Raw genomic sequence first — 22,800 nt, 5'->3', positions numbered from 1 at the left:
GCCAGTCGCGATCGATAGCGGTTGGGTACCCGTGTCGGGTAATACTGAATTACTCGAGTCGCTGCCGACTGATTCCCCGTAACGGTCGTCGTCGCTTTTAGTGAATCGAGGCGAACCGCTCTGTGCTATGAGTGATTCGAACAGTCACGACACCACCGATACCGCCGAGACGCACACGGGGACCGAAACGGAGGCCAGAACCGAGCCCGAGCGCAGCCCTCGAGACGAGTCGACACAGATCGCGAGCGAGGAGCGCCGGCGCAAGACGTCGATCGTCAGCGGCATCGTCTCCGTGATCGGGGCGTGGGTCGCCATCTCCGTGCTCATATATCAGGTCCCGCAGGCTGCGCTGTGGAACAACGTCGTGGTCGGCGCAGTCGTCTTCCTCGCGGCCGGCTACAACTACTACCGGCTGTACAACGACGTCCCGCTGTCCGTCGGCGTCGCGTCGCTCGTGACGCTTTTGGGCATCTGGCTGATCGTCGCGGCCGCCATCCTCGCGATGGCCGGCGGGCTCTTCTGGAGTACCGCCGTCTCGGGGCTGCTCATCGCTGTCCTCGCAGGCTACAACGCCTACGAGGCCCGCGAGGCGCGCACGGTCGCGACCGAGCGAGAAGCGCGGACGTCCTGACGATCGAAGCGGTCGTCAGTTCGGCGGCCGACTGCCCCCCTCGAGTCGTCGCAGTCGATACTCGGCGGCGTGGTGGCCGGTGGCGACGACGGCGAACGCGACCATCGTGGCGGCGAACGCGACGGCGACAGTCGGCGAGAAGCCGTTCGCGTAGCTGTTGAGAAGCTGTGCGAGTGCCAGCGCGAGCGGACAGACCGAGAGTAGCGCACTCTTCGCCGGCGTGGCGAGAAAGAGGTCGACGAACGAGGCGAAACGTCGGCGAGACATCTGGAAATCAGTTCTTACCGTTCCTGTCGAGCGAGTCGTCGTAGGCTTTTCGTTCCGGCAGCGCGGTCGTCGTGGGACTGGAAATAGCGTATTGAGTGGCCGCGGTACGAACGCGACGTCTGCGAGTTCGTCGCGATCGATACGTTCTTTCCGCCCGCCGAGAAAGGAGTACGTATGCGGATTCGCGAGTGGCAGGATATACTCGAGGACGTCGTCGAACGGGACGTCGATCCGGACGACTGGCGAGCAGTCGCCGGCGACCGATCGCGAGGCGTCGGCGAAGACATGTACCTCGCGCATCCCCGCGCCGGCGTCTTCTTCCTGAAGACCTACGCCAAGAATCCCTTCGAGGTCCGTGGCGTCGGCACGCAGGTCGCCAGAAAGCTCGACGACGAGATCGGCTCGTTCATGCCCGAACGGGACGCGAGCGGCCGCTTTGCCGTCCAGTCGCCGCCCGAAGACGAGGATCACGCCGAGACGCAGGCGACCCGCCTCGAGGAGGTCGTCAAGACCCACGCTGACGCGCCGACGACCCCGGACGCCTTCTTCGAGGACGTGATGGACGCCGTAGAGAGCCCCGCCTTCGGGCCGATGGAGTACGACCAGTACGACCGACCCGACGAACTCGAGGAGCTCTCCGGTCGGTTCGAGGAGGCCGACGAACTGCTCGACGCGGAACTCGACGATCTCATCGAGACCGACGAGGTCGACCGCGGCTTCATGTGATCGCAGGCGCGGTTCGTCTCGCCGTCGCCGGCGAGCCGGCAATTCGATCCCGTAGCCGGTAGCCGGTGGTGCTTTACCGATTGCCATCGAGCCGTGACACATGAGTGCCGAAGCGGTCATTCGTGACTACTACGAGGCCCTGCGTCGCGGCGAACCACTCTATCCGTACTTTCTGGACGACGAGTCGACGGTCAAGTTCGGCGTGAGCGAGGCGCTGTACGGCTACGACGAGGTCGCCGACGGCTTGCTCGAGCAGACCCGGACGACCGACGACTGGTCCGTCGAGAGCGAGGGGCTCGTCGTCGACGAACGCGACGGCTACGCCGTCTTCGCCGACGAGGTCGTCTTCGAGTGGACCGACCGAGAAACGGAAGCAGAGACGCGACGACGATTCGAGACTCGCTGGAGTGGCACGCTCGAGCATCACGACGGCACCTGGCTGTTCGTCTCGATGCACGTCAGTGCACCCCACGAACTGCGATGATGGGGTCGAAACCGGGTGACGGTCCAGTCGAGGACCTCGGACGACTCAAGGCTGGCTTCGTCCTGCTGGTCGGTCTCTCCGGGGGAATGATCGCGGTACAGGGGGGCGCGTCGCTCCTCGTCGTCGTCCTCTCGATCGTCGGCGGCCTCCTCGCTGGCGGGGCGTTACTGTGGTATCTGCTCTGGGTCGTCCAGTGATACGAGCAGACGTTACGAGGACGGCCGACTCATAACGATGGCTGTGAGTCGTTACCGCCGCAACCGCGAACCATCGTGCGGTTGCGTCGGCACCCAGTCACAGCCATCATTATCACGGATCGACCCGCCGGATCCAGGCACCGGGTGCATCGAGTTCCTCGTGCGTCGGGAGGTTCTCGGGACCGTCCCACACTGCACCCGCTGCCTCGAGCCCACGGACGGCCGCGACGTGTTCGAAGAAGGCTTTCCCGCGCTCGTACTGACGGCGTTTCAGTCCGAGTCCCAGTAGCCGCCGGAACAGTCCCTGGAGCGGCCCCTGTCCTTGCCGTCGTTCGTCGAGTTTTCGCCGGAGGTCCTCGTACTCGTCGTCGAAGGCGTGGTCCATCAGCAACTCGGCGTAGCCCTCGACGACGGTCATCGTCGCGTCGAGTTCGCGAAACGCCTCCCTGTCGAACGACCCCTCCGCGAGGGCGTCGATTCCTTCCTGCATGCGCGCCTCGAGGTGGTCCGACAGCCACGGGGCTGCGCCGAACTCGGCCGCGTGGGTCACCTCGTGGAACGCGATCCAGCGCCGGAAGCGGTCGTAGTCGACCTCGAGAACGTCGGCGACACGACGGATGTTCGGCCGGACGAAGTAAAGCGCGTGGTCGTCGTCGGGGGCCTCGGCGAGCAGGAGTGGATCGTACTGTCCGAGGACGTTGCGGCCGAGAAACGCGAGGAGAACGGTCATCGTCCCGGTGTTTATCGTCCGAGCGACGCCAGGGAACGACCCGGTGTGGGCCTCGACGGGGGCCATCACCCGCCGGAACGTCTCGACGTTGGCGTCGATCCAGTGGTGGCGATTCTGGATCTGGACGGTCTCCGGAACGTCGAAAGAGAGGTCTGCCACCGCCCGCACTTCCCTGCGGGCGTCGCGAACGTCCCGAGCGTAGCCCTCGCGCTCGTCGGGCTCGAGCGAGATCGAGCCGGGATCCGTCGACGCTTTGGCGGCGTCGGCGGCTGCGTGCCAGTCGATGGCACGATCGCCGGACGCCCCGGCGACGGCCCGGACACTACGGTAGAGATTCACGACGGTACGTACGCGAAGGAAACGCAAAAGCGTTCGGACGAGCCGAACGGTTGGACGGGCTGCTGTCCGTCAGTTCCGACACGACCGCCGGGCGGCTCGCGGTTTTCGGGAATGACGTACAGCAGACGTTATCAGTTGACGATGACGTCGGGTTCTTCCCGCCGTTCGACCTCTTCGTCGTCGTCGCCGCGGAACTTCTTCAGCGCGACGGCGACCGCGACGAGCGCGACGAGACCGACGAGCGCGCCGATCGCCCCGCCTCTCCCCGAGTCCTCCTCCGCTGCAGCGCTGGCTTCCTCGGACTCGTCGCGTTCGGCTTCCTCGGACTCGTCGACGGTCTCGAGACCGGGGATGCTCGTCGGGCCGAACTGAGTGTCGCCGTCTAAGTGCAGTTCGATGAACGTGAATTTCTTGTCGCTCATACGACGACAGTCGACGAGCGATTACTTAGGGATTGTGCCGGTCTCCATCGACTGCGACGCTCGAGGCCGGCAGGTAGGGAGCCAACAGCTTCAAATTCGCCCGTCGACACGTCGTATCATGGACTCACAGGCACGCGACTTCTTGACCGACCTGCTCGAGACACCCTCCCCTGCGGGCTACGAGACGCGCGGCCAGCGCGTCTGGCTCGAGTACGTCGCCGAGTTCGCAGACGATGTCTGGACGGACGACTACGGCAACGCGGTCGCGGTCTCGGAGGGTGCGGCCGACGCGCCGTCGGTCGTCCTGACCGGCCACGCGGACGAGATCGGCTTCATCGTCCGCGCGATCGACGACGACGGCTTCGTCCGCCCCGGCCGGATCGGCGGTGCCGACGCCACCGTCTCCCGGGGTCAGCACGTGACGATTCACGCGGCGGACGGTCCCGTCGAGGGCGTCGTCGGCCAGACGGCGATTCACCTCCGGGACGACGACGGCGACGAACCCGACGTGTCGGACCTCTGGATCGACGTGGGCGCATCGGACGGCGACGCGGCCCGCGAGCGCGTCGAGGTCGGCGATCCGATCACGATCTCCTCGACGTACTCCTGGCTCACCGACGACCGACTCGCCGGCCGCGGGATCGACAACCGCGTCGGGACCTGGACCGCAGCGGAGGGGCTGCGACGGGCCGTCGACGCGGACGCGGAGGCGACGGTCTACGCGGTCAGCACCGTCCAGGAGGAGGTCGGACGGCGAGGGGCCGAGATGATCGGCTTCGAACTCGACCCCGACGCCGTCGTCGCCGTCGACGTCACGCACGCACTCGACTACCCGACGGCCCCCGGCGAGAAGCGAAGCGACGTCTCGGTCGGCGACGGCCCAGTGGTCGCCCGCGGGAGCACCAATCACCCCGTCCTCTGTCAGGCCGTCCGCGAGGCCGCCGCAGACGCCGACATCGACGTGCAACTCGAGGCATCGGGCGTCGGCACCGGGACGGACGCCGACGCCTTCTACACTGCTCGTGGCGGCGTCCCCTCGCAGGTCGTCAGCGTTCCCAACCGGTATATGCACACGCCGGTCGAACTCGTCGACGTCAGCGATCTCGAGGAGGTAGCGGCGCTCCTCGGCGCGTTCGCGGCCGAGGCGGCTGCGTACGACTCGTTCGCAGTCGACGTCTAGGACCGGTACGGTTAAGTGTCCGGTACAAGCGGTGTTTCGTATGAGTGGACGACCGCTGGACGTACTCGAGGCGTCGCTCGGCGACCGCGTCACGGTGCGACTCAAGACCGGTGACGAGTACGTCGGCGACCTCGCCGGCTACGATCAGCACATGAATCTCGTGCTCGAGGACGTGACGGTGCCGGTCGACGGCGAAGTCGAAGGCGAGGCGCCGGCCGAAGACACAACCATTATACGCGGCGATAACGTCGTTTCGATCACTCCATGACTGGTTCAGGAACCCCGAGCCAAGGAAAGAAGAACAAGACGACGCACGTCAAGTGTCGTCGCTGTGGCGAGAAGTCCTACCACGTGAAAAAGAAGGTGTGCTCGTCGTGTGGCTTCGGCAAGTCCAAGAAGCGCCGCGAGTACGCCTGGCAGGGTAAAACCGGCGACAACTGATCTGTCGTTCGACCTCTTCTCTCGTCCTCGCACTTCGAGCGTTCGCTCCCGTCTCCGACGGCCAGCGCGACGCACCTGCAGGAATCGCGATAAAATGCCACGAGATGCGAGATCGTGACGCTGTGTGGCGTTCACTCGTGACGTACTTTCTCGTATCCACGAACGTGCACATTCTCGAGTTCGTGAGAACCGATGAAGGCACAAACAAGGAGGTTTTTATCGGTCGGTCTCTCTACGTTCCCACATGACCAACGGGCGGGGAGAGAGCCCCCAGCGAACCGGGATGACCGAGAAGTGTGGCGTCGTCGGCATCTCACTGGACGGGCGGGCGGCAGCACGACCGCTGTACTACGCGTTGTACGCACTCCAGCACCGCGGACAGGAGTCTGCAGGCATCGTCACCCACGACGGCTTCCAGCAACACAGCCACGTCGAGATGGGACTCGTGGGCGACGCCTTCGGTCTGGACGACCTCGAGACGCTCAACGGTTCGGCAGGGATCGGTCACGTCCGCTACCCCACGGCGGGGAGCGTCGACACCTCGTGTGCCCAGCCCTTTTCCGTCTCGTTCAAGAGCGGCTCGCTCGGCCTCTCGCACAACGGCAACCTCGTCAACGCCGACGAGATCCGCGACGAACTCGCGGGGAAAGGCCACGCCTTTACAAGCGACGGCGACACCGAGGTCATCGCCCACGACCTCGCGCGCAACCTCCTCGAGGAGGATCTGATCCGTGCGGTCAAACGCACGATGCAGCGCATCCACGGCTCCTACGCGCTAACGATCACCCACGACGACACCGTCCTCGGCGTTCGCGATCCGCAGGGCAACCGCCCGCTCTGTATCGGGAAACTCGAGGACGGCTACGTCCTCGCCTCCGAGTCGGCGGCGATCGACACGCTAGACGGTGAGCTCGTCCGTGACGTCCGACCGGGCGAACTCGTCGTCCTGCACGACGACGGTCAGGGCTTTGACTCCTACCAGTTGATCGAGACCGAGAGCACGGCCCACTGTTTCTTCGAGCACGTCTACTTCGCCCGGCCGGACTCGGTGATCGACGGCAGCCTCGTCTACGAGGTCCGCCGAGAACTCGGCCGCAAGCTCTGGGAGGAAAGCGGCGTCGAGACGGACGTCGTCATGCCGGTCCCGGACTCCGGTCGGGCGTTCGCCTCCGGGTACGCCGAGGCGGCGGGCGAGACGACCGCCGACGGCGAACCTCGAGACGAAGACGACGAGGGCGTCGAGTTCGCCGAAGGTCTGATGAAAAACCGCTACGTCGGTCGCACCTTCATCATGCCGACGCAGGACGAACGCGAGCGGGCCGTCCGGCTCAAACTCAACCCGATCAGGTCCACTGTCGAGGGCAAGACGGTCACGCTCATCGACGACAGCATCGTCCGCGGGACGACCTCGACGCAACTCGTCCAGTTGCTGAAAGACAGCGGTGCCGAGGAGGTCCACATGCGCATCGGCGCACCGCCGATCGTCGCCCCCTGTTACATGGGCATCGACATGGCCACCCGCGAGGAACTGATCGCCGCCGACAAATCTGTCGAGGAGATCCGAGACGAGATCGCCGCCGACAGCCTGGCGTACCTCTCGACGGACGCCGTCGCCGACGCGCTCGAGTCCGACCGGGCCGACCTCTGTCTTGGCTGTGTCACAGGCGAGTACCCCTACGACATCGACGGCGAGGAGACCGACCGCGAAGTCTCCCGCCCCGAGATCGACCAGTCGCCAGTCCACGCCGACGACTAGGTCCTCGAACCCGTCCGGGAACCGACGTTCGCCCCCTTCTCGTACGACCGGACAACAGTCAGTACATACTCGATCGCGTCTCACGGCCCGTCGCCGCTGGCGACACTGTCTCGAGTGCGATCGGCGGAAGAGCCGTCGTCCGGCAGTATCAGTAGAGCTGGTGCAACAGCAGGTAGACGACGACGCCGAACGCGAAGGAGATCAGCCACAGCGACGCGGCGATACGACCGACGAACGCGTGGCGCGTCCGCCGGAGGTCGGCGACGGAATGTGATAGCGCGAGCAACAGGACGTAGTACAGAAGTGGGATGCAGACGATCGCGAGGATCATGTGGACGGCGAGTATCGGGAAGTAGACGAACCGCTCGATCGTCGCCGGGCCGGGGAACGATCCCGCACCGCCCATCGCGACCAGCCGGTAGAGATACAGGACGAGAAACGACGCGAACAGCACGACCGAGGCGATCATCGCCAGCTGGTGGCGGCGGACGTCACCGCGGCGAATCGCCCGCCACCCCACGGAGATCGTCGCGATCGCGGTCAGGCTGATGATCGCGTTGAGGTGCGGGATCGCCTCGAGGACCCACTCCGGCGCGATCGGCACGGCGTTCTGTGGAATCGCACCGCCGGCTGCACCGAACACAAGCGCCAGCGAGACGATACTCAACACTCCCGTCAAGAGCGGAACGCGCTCTCGAGTGACGTACTCCATGTCGGGCAGGTAGGACCCGGTCGGGAAAGCGGTTACTGTCCCGGAACGAGATTCCAGTGGGCCCCGACGGACAGCGCCGTCGCTCTCGAGCGTTGCATCGGAAGTAAGTTGTGCGTGGGTGATGTCCGCGAAGGGAAATCACCCGCATCGAGTGGCACGACGTCAGCCGCGCCGTTGCGATGCGTGGGACCGGATTTGAACCGGCGGACCCCTACGGGACAGCGCCCTCAACGCTGCGCCGTTGGCCTGGCTTGGCTACCCACGCTCGCGTTCTCTTTCTGCACTCAATCGTATCCAGTGTGATTATAAAAGCCCTTTCCTTTGGCTCCGTGACTGTGTGGGGGTAACACTCGTGCTCGTCGAGCGGTGTATTCAAATGTCGTTGGTGCCAAACTCTGCCATGGCCAAGTACTCGACGGGCGCTTCGTCGGGTGGCGGTGGGACGACCTGCGAACTCTGCGGTGCCGAGAGCGAGTCGCTGCGCACGGCGACGATCGCCGGTGCCGAACTCGAGGTCTGTCCCGACTGCGCTCCCCACGACGACGCCAACCACGGTGCAACTCGAGGTGGCTCGAGCGCGAGCGACGCACGCGAGGAGACGAGTCGCAAGAAACGCGCAGCCCAGAACGTCGCGAAGGCGAACCCGGTCTGGGACGGCGACTCCGAACACTGGGAACGCGAGGGGACGAACTACGACGACGACCCGCTCCCGTATCTCGTCTCGAACTACGGCGACCGACTGGTCGAGGCGCGCCAGGACGCCGGCCTCCAGCGCGAAGAACTCGCGGCGGAACTCGGTGCCCGCGAGGCCGACCTGCTGGCGATCGAACAGGGCCGTGCGACCCAGGCTGGCGTCGGCGGCGGGTTGATCGACGCCCTAGAGGAGCACCTCGACGTCGATCTCGCGGAGTAGCCACCTGCCGGTTTCCGGCAGTAACGGCGGTCGGCGAGCAGACTTTTATCCGAGGCGTGCAGAGTGGTACCGATGAGTGGCCAACGGGCAGCAGCGGAGCCGTACACCACGCGCTTCGAGACCGAAGTGTCGACAGTCGACGGACGGGAGGTCCGACTCGAGACGACCTACTTCTACGCCGAGAGCGGCGGCCAGCCCGCCGACCGCGGGCAGATTGGCGACGTCGCCGTCGAGGACGTCCAGCTCGTCGACGGCGAACACGTCCACATCCTCGAGACGGAGCCGTCGTTTCGCGCGGGTGCTCGCGTCCTGTGTTCGATCGACTGGTCGTTCCGGATGTACTGCATGCGAGCACACACCGCCAGCCACGCACTGTACGGTGCGGGGCGGCGGCTCCTCTCCGACCTCGGCTACGGCGGGTTCGACATCGGCGAGGAGAAAGTCCGGGTCGACCTCGAGACGAGTACGACGGTCGACGACGAGGTGCTGGTCGAACTCGATCGGCTGGTCAACCGCGCAGTCTGGGAGTCGCGGCCGGTCTCCTGGACGTCGATTCCGGTCGACGGGGCGCGTGAACGCGAGGCGATCGCGTTCAACGACGCGACCGAGGAGGAGGCGTTCACCGGCGACGACGTTCGGATCGTCACGATCGGGAGCGAGGACGACAACGGCGACGCCAACGACTCGTCCGATCCGTGGGACGTCGCGGCCTGTGGCGGGACCCACGTCCGAAACACGCGCGAAATCGGGCCAGTGACCGTCCTCGATCGGTCGAACCCCGGCGAGGGGCTGACGCGGGTCGAATTCGCAGTCGGTCCGCGCGCCATCGAGCGCCGCACGACCGAGAAGCAGACGACCCTGGCTGCCAAGGACGCCCTCGGCGTCGGGATCGCGGACGTTTCCGACGAACTCGAGCGTGTGATCGAGGAACGTGACGCGCTCGCCGACGACGTGCGGACGCTCCGTCGGGAGATGATCGAGACGCGCCTCGAACGTGCGGACCGCCTGGAGCGAGACGGCGAGCAGTGGCTGGTGACGGCGCTCGAGGACGTCTCGTCCGACGACGCGGCCGAGGTCGCACGCGAGCGCGCCGGAGACGTCGCCGACGTGGTCGTCCTCGTCGGCGGCGAGGGAGCGCCGTTCGCGGCGGTCGGATCGGCCGGGTCGCGCTCGGCGGCGGCGATCGTCGACGACCTCACCGACGAGTTCGGCGGCGGTGGCGGCGGGTCGGACCGATTCGCACAGGCTGGGGGGTTCGACGCCCCGCTCGAGGTGGTCGTCGACTGGCTCGAGTGACGACGGCGGCGTCACTCGAGGGTATGCAGGGAGAGCACTGACGGCACTCGGTCGCGTACGATTCTCGTCATGGCGGTCTCGTCAGAACGCACACGCTCAGTCGATTCGGACCGATCAGCTAAAACGAACGTGAAGGTTTTACTACTGTCCGAGTCAACGTAACACCATGGGAGTCGACTACTCACAGCTCCGGGATCCCAACGCGGAGTACACGATGCGCGATCTCTCGGCCGAGACGATGGACGTCACGCGCGAGCGCGGCGGTGGGCGCGACGTCGAGATCACGGACGTCCAGACGACGATGGTCGACGGGAACTTCCCGTGGACGCTCGTGCGCGTCTACACCGACGCGGGGATCGTCGGCACCGGCGAAGCCTACTGGGGTGCGGGCGTTCCCGAACTCGTCGAGCGGATGAAGCCGTTCGTCGTCGGCGAGAATCCGCTCGACATCGATCGGCTCTACGAGCACCTTGTCCAGAAGATGTCCGGCGAAGGGAGCGTCGAGGGCGTTACCGTCACCGCGATTTCCGGCATCGAGATCGCCCTACACGATCTGGCGGGCAAGATCCTCGAGGTGCCGGCCTACCAGCTCCTCGGTGGCAAGTACCGCGACCACATGCGCGTCTACTGCGACTGCCACACCGAGGAGGAAGCAGACCCCGAGGCCTGCGCCGACGAGGCCGAGCGCGTCGTCGAGGAGCTTGGCTACGACGCGCTGAAGTTCGACCTCGACGTCCCCTCGGGCCTCGAGAAGGACCGCGCGAACCGCCACCTCCGCCCCGGCGAAATCCGGCACAAAGCCGAGATCGTCGAGCAGGTGACCGAGCGCGTCAAAGATCGTGCCGACGTCGCGTTCGACTGCCACTGGACGTTCTCCGGGGGCAGCGCGAAGCGTCTCGCGGAGGCGATCGAGGAGTACGACGTCTGGTGGCTCGAGGATCCCGTCCCGCCGGAGAACCTCGAGGTCCAGGAGGAGGTCACCAAATCTACGACGACGCCGATCACGGTCGGCGAGAACCGCTACCGCGTCACCGAAGAGCGACGCCTGATCGAGCAGCAGGCGGTCGACATCGTCGCCCCCGACATGCCCAAGGTTGGCGGGATGCGCGAGACCCGGAAGATCGCCGACGTCGCCAACCAGTACTACGTGCCGGTGGCGATGCACAACGTCTCCTCGCCGGTCGCGACGGTCGCGAGCGCCCACGTCGGCGCGGCGATCCCCAACTCGCTCGCGGTCGAGTACCACTCCTACGAACTCGGCTGGTGGGAAGACCTAGTCGAGGAGGACGTCATCGAGGACGGCTACATCGAGATTCCCGAGAAGCCGGGGCTGGGCGTCACGCTCGACATGGACGCCGTCGAAGAGCATATGGTCGAGGGTGAGGAGTTGTTCGACTGAGCGAAGCGAAGTCGAATCGACCTTTCGGTCGCCGACTATCGTACTTCGACGGTTGGCCTGGACGGGTCTGGCTCGTCGGCCGACACCGGCACCGCTGCCGACGAAACGGCACGTCGACGTTCCCGTCACTGGACGCTACCGTTCGCCAGACACGAAAGACAGATAAAAGACGCCCCGGTGAGAATACACAGATATGGACGTTCCGTACGACCTCACCTCGTACGTTCGGGTGCTGAAGATGGCGACGACACCCGGGAAGAATGAGTTCCTCCAGGTTGCGAAGATTGCCGGTGCTGGCATCCTGCTCGTCGGACTCATGGGCTTCCTGATCGGTGGCGTCATGCTCCTACTGACGGGTGGGTTCTGATGTCGATCTACGCCGTAAAGACGACCGCGAGCCAGGAAGGCACGGTCGCGGACATGATCATCAACCGTGAAGAGTCAGAGATCCACGCCGCGCTCGCGCCCGACTCGCTCACGTCGTACGTGATGGTCGAGGCAGACAACGACGCGGTCCTCGAGCGCGTTCTGGAAGAAATCCCGCACGCGCGGAGCATCGTCCCCGGCGAGTCGGACATCTCCGAGGTCGAGCACTTCCTCTCGCCCAAGCCGGACGTCGAGGGGATCGCCGAGGGCGACATCGTCGAACTCATCGCCGGCCCGTTCAAAGGCGAGAAAGCGCAGGTACAGCGCATCGACGAAGGGAAAGATCAGGTGACGGTCGAACTGTACGAGGCGACGGTTCCGATCCCCGTTACGGTACGTGGCGACCAGATTCGGGTCCTGGACAGCGAAGAGCGATAATCACGGTTTTTTCGTCGCCGTTCGCCCGACTGTCTGACACTACTGGACAACAGTCAGTACGAACCGTGTTGGCCGGCAGTATGAGCAGCAAGCGCGTTCGACGTCTCGTTATCTGCGACACTCCCCTCCTGTTCGGAGACGACGAACTGGACTTCGACGACGATCGGTTCCTCGGCGTGGGGGGCGATCGCCGCGTAGAGCCGTTCGGTGAGTCCCTGCACCGGACCGGGAGCGTCACTGGAGACGACGACGATGACGCGATCGATCGATCGCAGCGGGTAGTCGTTGTCGAGTTCGATCTCGACGTCCTCCGCCTCGAGGCCGTCGTACGCTGGCTCCGCGAGGACCGCGTCGACTTCTTCGTTCGCGTCGGACTCGAGTTGCGTCGTCTGGAGGTCGATCAGCGTCACGCTGGCGAGCGGAACGATCAGAGCCAGAACTGCCAGCGTCATCAGGCTCGCGTAGACGATCGTCTGTCGGCGGGCGGCCGGGACGTCGAACAGTCCTCGCGGCCGGTAGCCGGCGATCCACAGGGTGAGCAGTCCGGCGAGGTTGATCGCCAGCAGGTTCACCAGCACGAGGACGGCAGCCCCGGCAGCCGCGCCGTACATTCCCCAGGCAGTCGCGATGCCGGTCGCGGCGGCGGGCGGAATGAGCGCCGCGGCGATCATCACGCCGACGATGGCCTCGGAGAACCCCCTCGTGAGACTCATCACCCCTGCGATGCCGGCACCCAGCGCGACCGCGAGCGAGAGCACGTTCGGGGTGACTCGCTCCTCGAGTTCGGCGACGGCGACGATGTCGATTCCCGCCGGTTCCAGTCCGGCCACGCGAGCAGCGGTGGCGAGTGCGATCGAACCGGCGACGACGAGCGTGATGCCGACGACCTGGTAGACGAGGCCCGTCGACCGGAGGTCGTCGTCGGCGATGACGACGCCGATGTTGGTCGCCAGCGCCGGCCCGATCAGCGGCGCGATCACCATCGAGCCGACGACGACCGCCGGTGAGTCGAGCAGTAAGCCGGAGGTCGCGACGACGGCGCTGATGAGTACCATCGTCGCGTAGATGGGAAATCCGGGCGTGAGTTCGTCGGCTTTCGTCCGGAGGACCTGCCTCGAGATTCGCTCTCCTTCGAGTCCGCCGCGTTTGTACTGCTCTCGAAGCTGCGTAAACTTCTGGGAGACGACCGTCTCGGCATCGATGACGACGACGCTGGCGTCGTCACCGATGTCCGCCTCGTACAGTCGATCGAGTACCGGTTCTACGGCCTGCGTCGGGAGCGAAAACCTGACGACGGCAGTGTATCCCCGATTGCTCGTTTCGTCGAAGACGACGTAGTCGATCCCTTCGTCCTCGAGCGTGTTCACGACGACGTTTCGCCGTCCGTTCGGGATCGTGATTTCGACGTAGCGCACGCCCGCCGTTACGGTCGGCCGGCGCATAGAAGTTATCACAAAACGAACACGATGTCGTTACTTACCGTATCTGTGACTGGTCCGTCGAGTGACGTGCGACGGTCGAGGCCGGCCGCGGTCGCCGATCGAACCTCGGGACCCGGGACTGGGGATCGGACCTACTGTTTCAGTCGATTCGCGATCGTGGTCATGTTCGCCTCCTCGCCGATCTCCTCGAGCAGCGCCTCGCGCTGTCTGACCTCCTCCGAACTGGCCCCGTATGCGCGGACGTACTGGGCGCGGCTGTGTTCGGTAAAGACGTGGCGGATCGCCAGGTAGCCGTCGGGAACGACGGTCCCACAGACCTTACACTCGAGACGTTCGTGCTCGGTCGCCTGGTGGACGACCGCCGACTCGACGTCCTCGAACACCGCACCACAGCCGTCGATTCCGCATTCCCAGGGCATTCGTTGTCTTGAATCGACGGGCCGGTGTAAAGGTCTTTTCGCCGCTCCCGACTGTCGTGCGCTCGGAACAGTCCGACCACGCTGGTCACGTATTCGACGCGGCAACGGCTGCTGTACGTTATCACGTCTACGTCGAATGGAGAATCAGAATCCCTAACTCACCCGTCCCGAAACGCGTACTCGTGAGTGACAGCGACGAGTTCCGGGTCGACTGCCACGTGAAAGTCCTCGACGAGCGAGTCGTCCGCCGAGCGCGACGTGCGGGACTCGACGCGATCGTCTACGCACCCCACTTCACTCGACTCCCCGAGATCCGCGCCCGTGCCGAGGCCTACTCGAGCGACGATCTGCGCGTGATCCCCGCCCGCGAGGTGTTTACCGGCTCGTGGCGAAACCGCAAACACGTCCTCGCGATCGGGCTCTCCGAGCCGGTCCCGGACTTCATCTCGCTCGAGGCCGCGATGGCCGAGTTCGACCGCCAGGGTGCGGCCGTCCTCGCACCTCACCCCGAGTTCGCGACGGTCAGCCTCACCGAGGCGGACCTCCGCGAGTACGACGACGTCGTCGACGCCGTCGAGATTTTCAATCCGAAACACCTCCCCTCGCACAACGAACGGGCTCGTGACGTCGCCGAGACGCTCGGGTGTGCGCCGTTTACATCGTCGTACGCTCACCTCGCCGGGAGCGTCGGCGTTGCCTACACCGCCTTCGAAGAGACCGTCACCAACGAGGACGATCTCGTGACGGCGTTGCGAGACGACGTCGCCCGACGGGTCGTCTACCGGAACGGTCTCCGGCGGTTGCAGACCACGGCGTCCGAACTCGGGCACCTCTGCTGGGAGAACACCTGGCAGAAGATCGATCGGCTCTTCCTCCAGGGGATCGAGCCGACCCACCCCGATCACATCGCCTACGACGGCAAGTTCGACGACGTCGCCGTCTACTGATCCTCGGCGTCCGACAGGCCGTCTCGAACCCTCGAGAGCGTCTCTCCGACGCGGTCCCAGTGGCTCCCCTTCCAGAAGTGCTGACCGCAGTCCCGACACTGCCAGACGGTCGTTTCTGACGGGTCCGGCGCGTACTCTGGCGTTGACGCCGTCGGCTCGACGCGCTCGAGGTTGCCGTTACACCGACCACAGTAGGTCGGCTCGTCCTCGAGCGCGAGGTCGACGCCCGCTTTCGAGAGCTCTGCGAGCTGGTCTTCGACGTCGCGCGACTCGAGCAGGATCGACTCGTCGGCACGGTTCGCGAGCGCGACGTCGCGCGTGATCACCGTCCGATCCTCGCTGCGGGCCACCGCGAGCACGTCGTCGTCGGCTCGCGGATCGATCGACCCCGGTTCGGCCTCGTCGCCCTCGAGGTCTCGGTCGCCCGCGTAGACGGTGTCGTGCCCGCACATCCGCAGGTAGGAGACGACGCCACCGCACATGAGGTCGACCAGGAATCTCATCCTCGTCCTCGCTGTCGCCGTCAGTGTAAGAACGCTCGAAGCTCCTCGAGCGGCCAGGTGTTGATCACGTCGGCCGGTTCGGCCCAGCCGCGGCGGGCGGTGTGGACGCCCCAGCGGACGTACTCGAGGGTCGCGGGGCTGTGGGCGTCGGTGTCGATTGCGATCTTCGCACCTTCGTCGACGGCCGCCTGGACGTCGCTGCCGGGGAGGTCGAGCCGATGGGGGTTGCTGTTGACCTCGAGGGCGGTGTCGTGGTCGACGGCCGCCCGGGCGAGGGCGTTCGGATCGAAGTCGAGCCCCTCACGCTCGTTGAGCAGCCGGCCGCTGGGATGCCCCAGGACGTCGACGTCCGGGTTCTCGACGGCGCGAACGAGGCGGTCGGTGGCGGTGTCGAAGTCCTGCCCGAGTGCGCTGTGGGGCGAGGCGACGATCAGGTCGAGCGCGTCGACGACCTCCTCGGAGAGGCCGATCTCGCCGTCGGCGTCGACGTTCGCCTCGATGCCCGCGAACACCTCGATCTCGTACCGGTCGTCGACGGCTCTGACCTCCTCGACTTGCTCTAAGATCTCCTCGTCGGTGAGCCCCATGCCGCCGACGACGCCCGGCCCTTCGGCGTGGTCGGAGACGCAGTAGTATTCGTAGCTGCGTTCCTCGGCCGCGGCGACCATCTCCTCGATGGTGTTGTTGCCGTCTGACCACTCTGTGTGGGTGTGGAGGTCGCCCCGAACGTCCTCGCGGGTCACGAGTTCCGGCAGGTCGCCCTCCGCTGCGGCGGCGATCTCGCCGCGATCCTCGCGCAGTTCGGGTGGCATCCAGTGGAGGCCCAGCGCCTCGTACATGCTCTCTTCGGTCTCGCCCGCGACGTGCTCGCCGATCCGCTGCCCCGCGTCCGGGTCGTCGACGTCGCTCACGTCGAACGCACCGTACTCGTTTAACTTCATCCCGCGATCGATCGCGTAGTTGCGAAGCCGGACGTTGTGAGCCTTGCTCCCCGTGAAATACTGCAGGGCGGAGCCGAACTCCTCGGGGGCGACCACGCGAAGGTCGACGCGTACGTCGCCGACGCGGACGCTCGCCTTCGCGGGCCCGGACTCGATCTCGTCGTCGATGGAGTCCCACGCGAGGAACGCCTCGACGACGGCCTCCGGCGTCTCCGTCGATGCGAGGGCGTCCACGTCGCCGATCGTCGCCCGCCAGCGGCGAATCGAGCCCGCGACCTCGCAGCGGTCGACGCCCTCGAGGCCCTCGAGGTGGGCCAGCACGTCGTCGGCCAGCGGCCGCGCTTCGCCGAGTAACTGTCGCTGGCCCATCTGGCGAGCGAACTCGAGGTTGTCGAGGATGTTCTGTTCGGTCTTCGCGCCGAACCCCTTGACCTCGCGGACCTCGCCGGCCTCGGCGGCTTCCTCGAGGTCGTCGAGCGTCTCGATCCCGAGTTCGCGGTGGAGTTTCCCGACCGTCTTCGGGCCGACGCCCTCGATCCGGGTGAGGTCGGCCATGTCGACGGGCAGCTCCGCGCGGAGTTCCTCGAGTTCCTCGATCTCGCCGGTCTCGACGTACTCGATAATCTTCGAGGCGATGGCCTCGCCGACGCCCTCGACGTTCTCGATCGCCTCGCGGTCGTCCGCGTCGACGTAGTCGGCGATCGGCGTCGGGTGGGCGCCGACACTCTCTGCGGCGCGGCGGTAGGCGCGCGGTTTGTACTCGACGTCGTCGGCCTCGAGCAAGTCGGCGAACTCCTCGAGTCTGGCGGCGAGTTCGGCGTTGGTCGTCATGCGCGCCTCCGGGAGGCGTCGTCTTCGTGGCCCAGAGCCTTTTTCAGGAACGACATCCAGCGCTTCCGGTCGGCCGCCTGCTTCGCTTGCTGTTCGCGCTCGAGGTCGGTCGGGCCGAGACTCTGGAGGGCGTTCAGCGCCCGATCGATGCCGATGACGCTGCGGGCGAGTTCCTCACCTTCCTCGCGGCTGATGTCGCCCTCCTCGAGCAGTTCGATCCGCTGTACCCGCTCGCGTCGCAGGTTCTTTTTCGCCTGCTCGACGCGGTCGCGTTCGCCGGACGGAATCGTCTCGCGGCGTTTGATCTCGAAGACGAACTCCCGCAAGTCGATCTCCTCGCCCTGTACCTCGATGCGATCCGGGATGTCCGCGCCGACGGTCGCACCCTCCCGTTCGACGCGCTCGAGCAACTGCTTTCGCTCGTACGGTTTCACAGGTCAGACTGCGACTCGAGGAGCCAAAAATATACTGTCGGCTGTCGCGGTCGCCGTGCCCGAACGAATCGGGGCCGGCCGGCACGCGCCGCCCCGGGCTATTTCGTCCCGACCGGTGTGGCCGTACGCATGACCGACGTCGCCATCACCGGCGCGTCGGGGAACGTCGGCCGCGAGGCGATTCGGGCGTTCCCCGACCACGACCTGACGCTGTTCTCTCGCAGCGAGTACGAGGACCTCGAGACGGACCTCCTCGAGATCACGGACCGCGAGGCGTTCGTCGATGCACTCGAGGGCCAGGACGTCCTGATCCATCTCGCGGCGAACCCCTCGCCAGACGCCGCGTGGGACGACCTCTCTGGACCGAACGTCGAGGGCGTCTACAACGCCTACGAGGCCGCACTGGAAACCGACGTCGAGCGGATCGTCTTCGCGAGTTCGAATCACGCGGTCAACATGGAGAACGTCACCTCGCCGATTCGGCCGGAAACGACGGAGGGACGACCGGACGTAGTTCGTCCAGATACTCCGCCACGACCGGACACCGACTACGGCGTCACCAAGGTCTTCGGCGAGGCGATGGGCTACTACTACGCGCGGCGACACGGCCTCGAGGTGGTGAACCTGCGCATCGGCTGGCTGCTCTCGCGAGACGACCTCCGGGAGGTCTGTGCGGAACGCGACGGCGCAGGCGAACGATTCGCCCGCGCGATGTGGCTGAGTCCAGACGACTGCCAGCGAGTCGTTCGAGCAGCGGCGACGGCGACACTCGAGGAATCGCCCGTAACGGCCCACGGTATCTCGCGAAACACCGATCGATTCCTCTCACTGACCGAGACGACCGTCGAACTCGGCTATCGGCCAAGAGACGACGCCGCGGAGGTACTCGGCGACGATGACGGCGATCGGTCCGGACTCGAGTCACCGTGACCGATCATCGTAATTGAACATTTGCGAATCTATTGCCAGTTTTAGTCCACGTGATGGCCAGAACTGTCGAAAAAGGGAATACGACGTTTAGAATATCGTCGCACATGTCCCGGACGGTAACCGGTTCGAACCCCTACGGTCCGACCGTGGAGATGTCCATCATTGGGTATCTGATCGTCGCCGGCATCGCAGTCGTCCTGTTACCGGTGTTACCGTTTCTCCTCGCGGTGTGGCTGGTCGTCCGCATCGCCAGTATGGGGCCCGAACGGGAATCGAGCACGCCCGAACGGGTCGAACGGGAATCGGACGCTACCGACGAAACCGAGACGGAACGGCAGTCGTCGGGCGCGTGAGGCCAGTTTCTCGTCTGGCCCGGCCGACGTGCGGACGGCGACGGCGACGTGGGAGGGACGCGTGGCCGTCACGCGTCGGCCGCCGTCGACGCCGATTCAGAACGCGTCTTCGAGACGCGAACGGCGCCGGAACTGTCGACCTGGATCGTGTATCCGTGGTACGCGAACGTCACCGTCGCCTGTGCTCGTCCTCGAGTCGCCGACTCGATCAGCGACTCGAGGGCGTCGGTGTCGATGGTCTCGTGGAGCGGCGGGTGCAACTCGGTCGAATCGACGCCCTCTCGGTCGGCGATCTTCTCGGCGATCGTCAACGCGAGTTCGTCCGTGTGTGACATGGCTGTCGGGCCAACGTTCCCCCGTATAAATTCCCGTGATCGTACGCTGACGCCCGTCTATCGTACGTCAGACACACGTGCGACCGATGATACGTTCCGGTAAAGACAACGGTCTCTGGAGCCACCGGTTATGCCGTCGCGACCAGCGCGTCCGGCGGCCCCCCCGGTAGTTCGTCACGGTCGTGGGGCGCATCGAACTCGAGGTCGGGGCCGCGAGCGACGATCCGGTGGGGGGTGACGCTCGGGTGGGTGGTGTAGTAGTGTTCTTTGATGTGATCCATGTGCACCGTCCCGGCGACGCCCGGCGTCTGGTAGAGGTCTCGCAGGTACGGCCAGAGGTGGTCGTACTCGTGGATATACTGGACGTTACACATGAAGTGCGTGTGATAGACGTTGTCGAACCTGACGAGCGTGGTGAACATGGCGACGTCGGCTTCGGTCAGCCGATCGCCGGCGAGGTACCGCTGGTCGGCGAGGACGTCGTCCCAGTGGTCCAGCGCCGAGAACAGGTCGTCTATCGCCTCGTCGTAGGGTTCCTGCTTCGTGGCGAACCCGGCCCTGTAGACGCCGTTGTTGATCGGTTCGTAGATCTCCTCGAGGATGCGATCGACGTCCTCGCGATAGCCTTCCGGATAGAGGTCGACGTCTTTCGTCGCGAGGTCCCCGAAGGCAGTATCGAACATCCGCACGATCTCTTTCGACTCGTTGTTGACGATCGTGTCCTCTTTCGTGTCCCAGAGGACCGGGACGGTCACGCGGCAGGTGGCGTCCGGGTCCGCCCGGACGTACAGTTCTCGCAGGTAGTCGGCGTCGTGAACGTGATCGCGGGTGCAACCGTCCTTCTCCGGCGTGAACTGCCAGCCATCCTCGTCGCGGTACGGGTCGACGACCGAGACCGAGATCGCGTCCTCGAGTCCGAGAAGCGAGCGGGCGATCAGGGTCCGGTGGGCCCACGGACAGGCGTAGGAAACGTAGAGGTGATATCGCCCCGCCTCGGGCTGGAACCTGGCGTCCGGTTCGTCCCGAATCCAGTCGCGAAACGGCGTCTCCTGGCGCTCGAACGCCCCTTCCTCGGTGGTCGTTTCGTACGCGTCGGTGCGCCACTCGCCGTCGACGAGCATGTTCATAACCGGTCTAGGGAAAGCGGACCTAAAGGCACTCGCTAACACCGACGTCACCACCCCTGCCGGGCGCAGCGTCGATCACGCGAGGACGCTCGCACCCCAGTAGACGAGCAGCAACGCGACGAGTGTGAGTCCCTCGAGTCGCGTCAGTCGGCGACCGGTCGCGAGCAGGACCGTCGTGATCGCCGTCAGGACGAGCAGCCACGCCAGGCCGAGCAACGCGGTGGCGTCGACGCTCAGCGGTCGAATCAGCGCGGCGACGCCGAGGACGCCGAGCAGGTTGAAGACGTTCGAGCCGACGACGTTTCCGGCGACGATGGCGACCGCACCACGCCGTGCGGCCACGACCGACGTGGCGAGTTCCGGCAGCGAGGTGCCGGCCGCGACCAGCGTCACACCGACGAGCCACTCGGAGACGCCGGCGTCTAAAGCGAGCCTCGTCGCGGCGTCGACCAGCACCCGCCCGCCGAGGGCCACGAGCACCAGTCCGACGAGGACGAGACCGACGTCGACCCACGACCTCGAGCGGGCGGCCGAAGCGTCGTCGTCGGCAGGGTCCCAGCCGGCTGGCGCGGCCGTCCGGTCGGCCGTCGACGCCCGCGCGGCGACGAAGAGCGCGCCGAGGTAGGCGACGAGCAACCCGACGAGGAGCGCGCCCTCGAGGCGACCGATCGACAGGTCGGCGAGGACGGCGAGTGCCAGCGCGGTCGTCGCACCCATCGCGACGGCGTCCCGACGAACGAGGACGTTTCTGACCCTGAACGGGGCGATCACGGCGGCCCCGCCGAGGACGAGTCCGATGTTGAAGACGTTCGAGCCGACGACGTTGCCGACCGAGACGTCGGCCTGACCCTCGAGGGCGGCGCCGATCGAGACGGCGAACTCGGGTGCCGAAGTGCCGAAGGCGACGACGGTCAACCCGACGACGAGCGGGGAGATCCCTGCCGACTGCGCGAGTCGCGACGCCCCATCGACGAGCCATCGCGCGCCGAGCGCGAGTGCTACCGTCCCGACTGCGAGCAACAGGATGTCGCCGACGATTGCCACGAAGCGGCGTACGCGGCCGGCAGGGAAAAACGTCGGCCGCTCGAGCGGCACGAGATGCCGGGCGAGGCCAAGCGCTTATATTATCCCGACGAACACTGCGGAGCATGACCGGGGACGGCGCGGGACACCGACAGAGCCGCCTCTTTACGACCGACGACGGCGAGTTCGACGCCGAGCGCGCTCGAGACGAGTCCCTTCCAGTCGAGGACGGTGAGGTCGTCGACACCGACGCCCTCGCGGACCACCAGACGTACCTCGAGGGACGCGGCATCTACGACGAGCGCAATCGCGTGAACGACCTCACCGGCAGGGAGTGGAAGTACGCGACGAAGTCGGTGATCACGGAGCGGTACCCGCCCGACGTCCAGCACGACCTGCGAAGCGAACACGGCGGCCAGAAGCCGCCGCGACTCTGTGCGGAGTTGATCGGGCGGTTCAGCAAGGTCGGCGACACCGTACTCGACCCGTTCGCCGGCGTCGGCGGGACCCTGCTGGGTGCGAGTTTCTGCGAGCACGAGGGGACGGGCCTTCGCGAGGCCATCGGGTTCGAGCGCAACGAACGCTGGATCGAGATCTACGAGGAGGTCCTCGAGCGAGAGAACGACGAGCGACGGGCGCGCGGCGAGCCGCCGCTTGCCCCCCAGGAGCTACGCCACGGCGACTGCACCGCGTTGATCGCGGACGTGCCCGCAGACTCGATCGACCTCCTGCTGACGGACGTCCCCTACTGGCACATGGACGAACTCGAGCAGACGCGCAACGAGGCCGCCACCCGGGAGAGCAAACTCGGCGCGTTCGGAGACGAGGCGGCGACGGGTGACCAGACGGCGACGGGTGACCAGACGGCGGAGTCGAAAGCCGACTGGCTCGCGGACATGGCCGAGAAGTTCGAGCGGTTCGCGACGGCGGTGAAACCGGAAGGGTATCTCGTGGTCTTCATCGGCGACATGTACCGCGAGCAGTCCTACGAGTTCCTCTCTGCCGACCTCGCCCGGGCGATCGAAGGCGCGACACCAGTGACGCTCAAGGCGAACCTGATCTGGTACGATCCGACGAAAGACCTCCACGTCTACGGCTATCCGTTCTCGTTCGTCCCGTCGATGGTCCACCAGAACGTGCTCGTCTTTCGCGTCGATGGCGATCGGTCGCCCGAGTAACGTGTCAACGTCGGCCGTTCGATGACGCAAGTCGGCCGTT

Annotated in this window: 29 protein-coding genes and 1 tRNA gene; 17 read left to right on the top strand and 13 right to left on the bottom strand. The window is 65.9% G+C overall.

Annotation, left to right across the window (positions count from 1 at the left end):
• Nucleotides 1-127: 127 nt before the first annotated feature.
• Nucleotides 128-631: an SPW repeat domain-containing protein gene (locus MU558_RS01740; RefSeq protein WP_246971421.1), complete on the top strand. Its 504-nt coding sequence runs from the start codon at nucleotides 128-130 to the stop codon at nucleotides 629-631.
• Nucleotides 632-646: 15 nt separating this feature from the next.
• Here MU558_RS01740 and MU558_RS01735 read toward each other — a convergent pair whose 3' ends face one another.
• The gene (locus tag MU558_RS01735) at nucleotides 647-898 is read right to left on the bottom strand and encodes a hypothetical protein (protein ID WP_246971420.1); all 252 of its coding nucleotides are present in this window, start codon (nucleotides 896-898) and stop codon (nucleotides 647-649) included.
• A gap of 174 nt (nucleotides 899-1,072) precedes the next feature.
• Between MU558_RS01735 and MU558_RS01730 the strand changes: the two genes are divergently transcribed.
• The 3 genes from MU558_RS01730 to MU558_RS01720 all read left to right on the top strand — a co-directional run bounded on the left by MU558_RS01730 (nucleotide 1,073) and on the right by MU558_RS01720 (nucleotide 2,305).
• Nucleotides 1,073-1,624 carry a hypothetical protein gene (locus MU558_RS01730; protein ID WP_246971419.1) on the top strand — a complete coding sequence of 184 codons (552 nt, stop codon included), beginning with the start codon at nucleotides 1,073-1,075 and terminating at the stop codon, nucleotides 1,622-1,624.
• A 100-nt stretch (nucleotides 1,625-1,724) separates the two neighbouring features.
• Nucleotides 1,725-2,108, top strand: coding sequence for a nuclear transport factor 2 family protein (locus MU558_RS01725; protein ID WP_246971417.1), 384 nt, complete (start codon nucleotides 1,725-1,727; stop codon nucleotides 2,106-2,108).
• On the top strand, nucleotides 2,108-2,305 hold the full coding sequence (locus MU558_RS01720) for a hypothetical protein (RefSeq protein ID WP_246971415.1): 198 nt from the start codon (nucleotides 2,108-2,110) through the stop codon (nucleotides 2,303-2,305). Before MU558_RS01725 ends, MU558_RS01720 begins: the two co-directional genes overlap by 1 nt.
• Nucleotides 2,306-2,417: 112 nt before the next feature.
• Here the strand turns inward: MU558_RS01720 and MU558_RS01715 are convergent, their stop codons facing one another.
• On the bottom strand, nucleotides 2,418-3,374 hold the full coding sequence (locus MU558_RS01715; RefSeq protein ID WP_246971413.1) for a zinc-dependent metalloprotease: 957 nt from the start codon (nucleotides 3,372-3,374) through the stop codon (nucleotides 2,418-2,420).
• Nucleotides 3,375-3,505: 131 nt separating this feature from the next.
• The gene (locus MU558_RS01710) at nucleotides 3,506-3,796 is read right to left on the bottom strand and encodes a hypothetical protein (protein WP_246971411.1); all 291 of its coding nucleotides are present in this window, start codon (nucleotides 3,794-3,796) and stop codon (nucleotides 3,506-3,508) included.
• 118 nt (nucleotides 3,797-3,914) lie between these two features.
• On the opposite strand from MU558_RS01710, the gene MU558_RS01705 reads away from it, so the two are divergent.
• From MU558_RS01705 to purF, 4 genes are all read left to right on the top strand, one after another.
• Nucleotides 3,915-4,976 (top strand): M20/M25/M40 family metallo-hydrolase, encoded by a 1,062-nt coding sequence (locus MU558_RS01705; RefSeq protein WP_246971410.1) that lies wholly within the window; start codon nucleotides 3,915-3,917, stop codon nucleotides 4,974-4,976.
• A gap of 40 nt (nucleotides 4,977-5,016) precedes the next feature.
• Nucleotides 5,017-5,244 (top strand): LSM domain-containing protein, encoded by a 228-nt coding sequence (locus MU558_RS01700; RefSeq protein WP_246971409.1) that lies wholly within the window; start codon nucleotides 5,017-5,019, stop codon nucleotides 5,242-5,244.
• Nucleotides 5,241-5,417 carry a 50S ribosomal protein L37e gene (locus tag MU558_RS01695; protein ID WP_246971408.1) on the top strand — a complete coding sequence of 59 codons (177 nt, stop codon included), beginning with the start codon at nucleotides 5,241-5,243 and terminating at the stop codon, nucleotides 5,415-5,417. Before MU558_RS01700 ends, MU558_RS01695 begins: the two co-directional genes overlap by 4 nt.
• Nucleotides 5,418-5,700: 283 nt before the next feature.
• Nucleotides 5,701-7,173 carry an amidophosphoribosyltransferase gene (purF, locus tag MU558_RS01690; protein ID WP_246975070.1) on the top strand — a complete coding sequence of 491 codons (1,473 nt, stop codon included), beginning with the start codon at nucleotides 5,701-5,703 and terminating at the stop codon, nucleotides 7,171-7,173.
• 148 nt (nucleotides 7,174-7,321) lie between these two features.
• On the opposite strand, the gene MU558_RS01685 is transcribed toward purF, so the two are convergent.
• Together MU558_RS01685 and MU558_RS01680 are read right to left on the bottom strand one after the other, a co-directional pair.
• Nucleotides 7,322-7,885, bottom strand: coding sequence for a DUF420 domain-containing protein (locus MU558_RS01685; protein WP_246971407.1), 564 nt, complete (start codon nucleotides 7,883-7,885; stop codon nucleotides 7,322-7,324).
• A gap of 180 nt (nucleotides 7,886-8,065) precedes the next feature.
• Nucleotides 8,066-8,150: transfer RNA gene (locus MU558_RS01680), tRNA-Leu, on the bottom strand.
• Between the two features lie 135 nt (nucleotides 8,151-8,285).
• Between MU558_RS01680 and MU558_RS01675 the strand changes: the two genes are divergently transcribed.
• The 5 genes from MU558_RS01675 (at nucleotide 8,286) to MU558_RS01655 (ending at nucleotide 12,297) form a co-directional block, all read left to right on the top strand.
• On the top strand, nucleotides 8,286-8,798 hold the full coding sequence (locus tag MU558_RS01675) for a helix-turn-helix domain-containing protein (protein ID WP_246971406.1): 513 nt from the start codon (nucleotides 8,286-8,288) through the stop codon (nucleotides 8,796-8,798).
• A 72-nt stretch (nucleotides 8,799-8,870) separates the two neighbouring features.
• Nucleotides 8,871-10,094, top strand: a complete 1,224-nt coding sequence (locus MU558_RS01670) for an alanine--tRNA ligase-related protein (RefSeq protein ID WP_246971405.1) — start codon at nucleotides 8,871-8,873, stop codon at nucleotides 10,092-10,094.
• A 166-nt stretch (nucleotides 10,095-10,260) separates the two neighbouring features.
• Complete coding sequence (locus tag MU558_RS01665) at nucleotides 10,261-11,493, top strand: mandelate racemase/muconate lactonizing enzyme family protein (protein ID WP_246971403.1); 1,233 nt, start codon at nucleotides 10,261-10,263, stop codon at nucleotides 11,491-11,493.
• A gap of 193 nt (nucleotides 11,494-11,686) precedes the next feature.
• On the top strand, nucleotides 11,687-11,860 hold the full coding sequence (locus MU558_RS01660; RefSeq protein WP_246971400.1) for a protein translocase SEC61 complex subunit gamma: 174 nt from the start codon (nucleotides 11,687-11,689) through the stop codon (nucleotides 11,858-11,860).
• The gene (locus MU558_RS01655; RefSeq protein WP_246971397.1) at nucleotides 11,860-12,297 is read left to right on the top strand and encodes a transcription elongation factor Spt5; all 438 of its coding nucleotides are present in this window, start codon (nucleotides 11,860-11,862) and stop codon (nucleotides 12,295-12,297) included. The genes MU558_RS01660 and MU558_RS01655 overlap by 1 nt, the downstream gene beginning before the upstream one ends.
• A gap of 53 nt (nucleotides 12,298-12,350) precedes the next feature.
• Here the strand turns inward: MU558_RS01655 and MU558_RS01650 are convergent, their stop codons facing one another.
• Both MU558_RS01650 and MU558_RS01645 read right to left on the bottom strand, forming a co-directional pair.
• Complete coding sequence (locus tag MU558_RS01650; protein ID WP_246971396.1) at nucleotides 12,351-13,712, bottom strand: TIGR00341 family protein; 1,362 nt, start codon at nucleotides 13,710-13,712, stop codon at nucleotides 12,351-12,353.
• A gap of 158 nt (nucleotides 13,713-13,870) precedes the next feature.
• A complete protein-coding gene (locus tag MU558_RS01645; RefSeq protein ID WP_246971393.1) occupies nucleotides 13,871-14,158 on the bottom strand; it encodes a DUF7565 family protein in 288 nt (95 codons plus the stop codon).
• A gap of 182 nt (nucleotides 14,159-14,340) precedes the next feature.
• On the opposite strand from MU558_RS01645, the gene MU558_RS01640 reads away from it, so the two are divergent.
• Nucleotides 14,341-15,105: a PHP-associated domain-containing protein gene (locus MU558_RS01640; protein WP_246971391.1), complete on the top strand. Its 765-nt coding sequence runs from the start codon at nucleotides 14,341-14,343 to the stop codon at nucleotides 15,103-15,105.
• Here the strand turns inward: MU558_RS01640 and MU558_RS01635 are convergent.
• Genes MU558_RS01635 through MU558_RS01625 form a run of 3 tightly spaced genes read right to left on the bottom strand, consistent with a single transcriptional unit; the run spans nucleotide 15,099 to nucleotide 17,814 of the window.
• Nucleotides 15,099-15,608 (bottom strand): Mut7-C RNAse domain-containing protein, encoded by a 510-nt coding sequence (locus MU558_RS01635; protein WP_246971390.1) that lies wholly within the window; start codon nucleotides 15,606-15,608, stop codon nucleotides 15,099-15,101. The two genes, MU558_RS01640 and MU558_RS01635, sit on opposite strands and share 7 nt — an antisense overlap.
• A gap of 20 nt (nucleotides 15,609-15,628) precedes the next feature.
• Nucleotides 15,629-17,380: a DNA polymerase/3'-5' exonuclease PolX gene (gene polX, locus MU558_RS01630; protein WP_246971389.1), complete on the bottom strand. Its 1,752-nt coding sequence runs from the start codon at nucleotides 17,378-17,380 to the stop codon at nucleotides 15,629-15,631.
• On the bottom strand, nucleotides 17,377-17,814 hold the full coding sequence (locus MU558_RS01625; RefSeq protein ID WP_246971388.1) for a DUF5788 family protein: 438 nt from the start codon (nucleotides 17,812-17,814) through the stop codon (nucleotides 17,377-17,379). Before MU558_RS01625 ends, polX begins: the two co-directional genes overlap by 4 nt.
• Before the next feature lie 129 nt (nucleotides 17,815-17,943).
• Between MU558_RS01625 and MU558_RS01620 the strand changes: the two genes are divergently transcribed.
• Both MU558_RS01620 and MU558_RS01615 read left to right on the top strand, forming a co-directional pair.
• The gene (locus MU558_RS01620) at nucleotides 17,944-18,744 is read left to right on the top strand and encodes an NAD-dependent epimerase/dehydratase family protein (RefSeq protein ID WP_246971387.1); all 801 of its coding nucleotides are present in this window, start codon (nucleotides 17,944-17,946) and stop codon (nucleotides 18,742-18,744) included.
• Nucleotides 18,745-18,848: 104 nt separating this feature from the next.
• The gene (locus MU558_RS01615) at nucleotides 18,849-19,097 is read left to right on the top strand and encodes a DUF7535 family protein (protein ID WP_246971386.1); all 249 of its coding nucleotides are present in this window, start codon (nucleotides 18,849-18,851) and stop codon (nucleotides 19,095-19,097) included.
• A 68-nt stretch (nucleotides 19,098-19,165) separates the two neighbouring features.
• On the opposite strand, the gene MU558_RS01610 is transcribed toward MU558_RS01615, so the two are convergent.
• The 3 genes from MU558_RS01610 to MU558_RS01600 form a co-directional block, all read right to left on the bottom strand.
• On the bottom strand, nucleotides 19,166-19,432 hold the full coding sequence (locus MU558_RS01610) for a HalOD1 output domain-containing protein (protein WP_246971385.1): 267 nt from the start codon (nucleotides 19,430-19,432) through the stop codon (nucleotides 19,166-19,168).
• 128 nt (nucleotides 19,433-19,560) lie between these two features.
• Nucleotides 19,561-20,559: a glutathione S-transferase family protein gene (locus MU558_RS01605; protein WP_246971384.1), complete on the bottom strand. Its 999-nt coding sequence runs from the start codon at nucleotides 20,557-20,559 to the stop codon at nucleotides 19,561-19,563.
• Between the two features lie 75 nt (nucleotides 20,560-20,634).
• A complete protein-coding gene (locus tag MU558_RS01600; RefSeq protein WP_246971382.1) occupies nucleotides 20,635-21,603 on the bottom strand; it encodes a calcium/sodium antiporter in 969 nt (322 codons plus the stop codon).
• 104 nt (nucleotides 21,604-21,707) lie between these two features.
• Between MU558_RS01600 and MU558_RS01595 the strand changes: the two genes are divergently transcribed.
• A complete protein-coding gene (locus tag MU558_RS01595; RefSeq protein WP_246971380.1) occupies nucleotides 21,708-22,760 on the top strand; it encodes a DNA methyltransferase in 1,053 nt (350 codons plus the stop codon).
• Nucleotides 22,761-22,800: the final 40 nt, after the last annotated feature.

Source organism: Natribaculum luteum (genome assembly GCF_023008545.1).
Lineage (GTDB): Archaea > Halobacteriota > Halobacteria > Halobacteriales > Natrialbaceae > Natribaculum > Natribaculum luteum.
The sequence above is the reverse complement of the archived record's forward strand: the minus strand, read 5'-3'. Positions and strand labels throughout refer to the sequence as shown.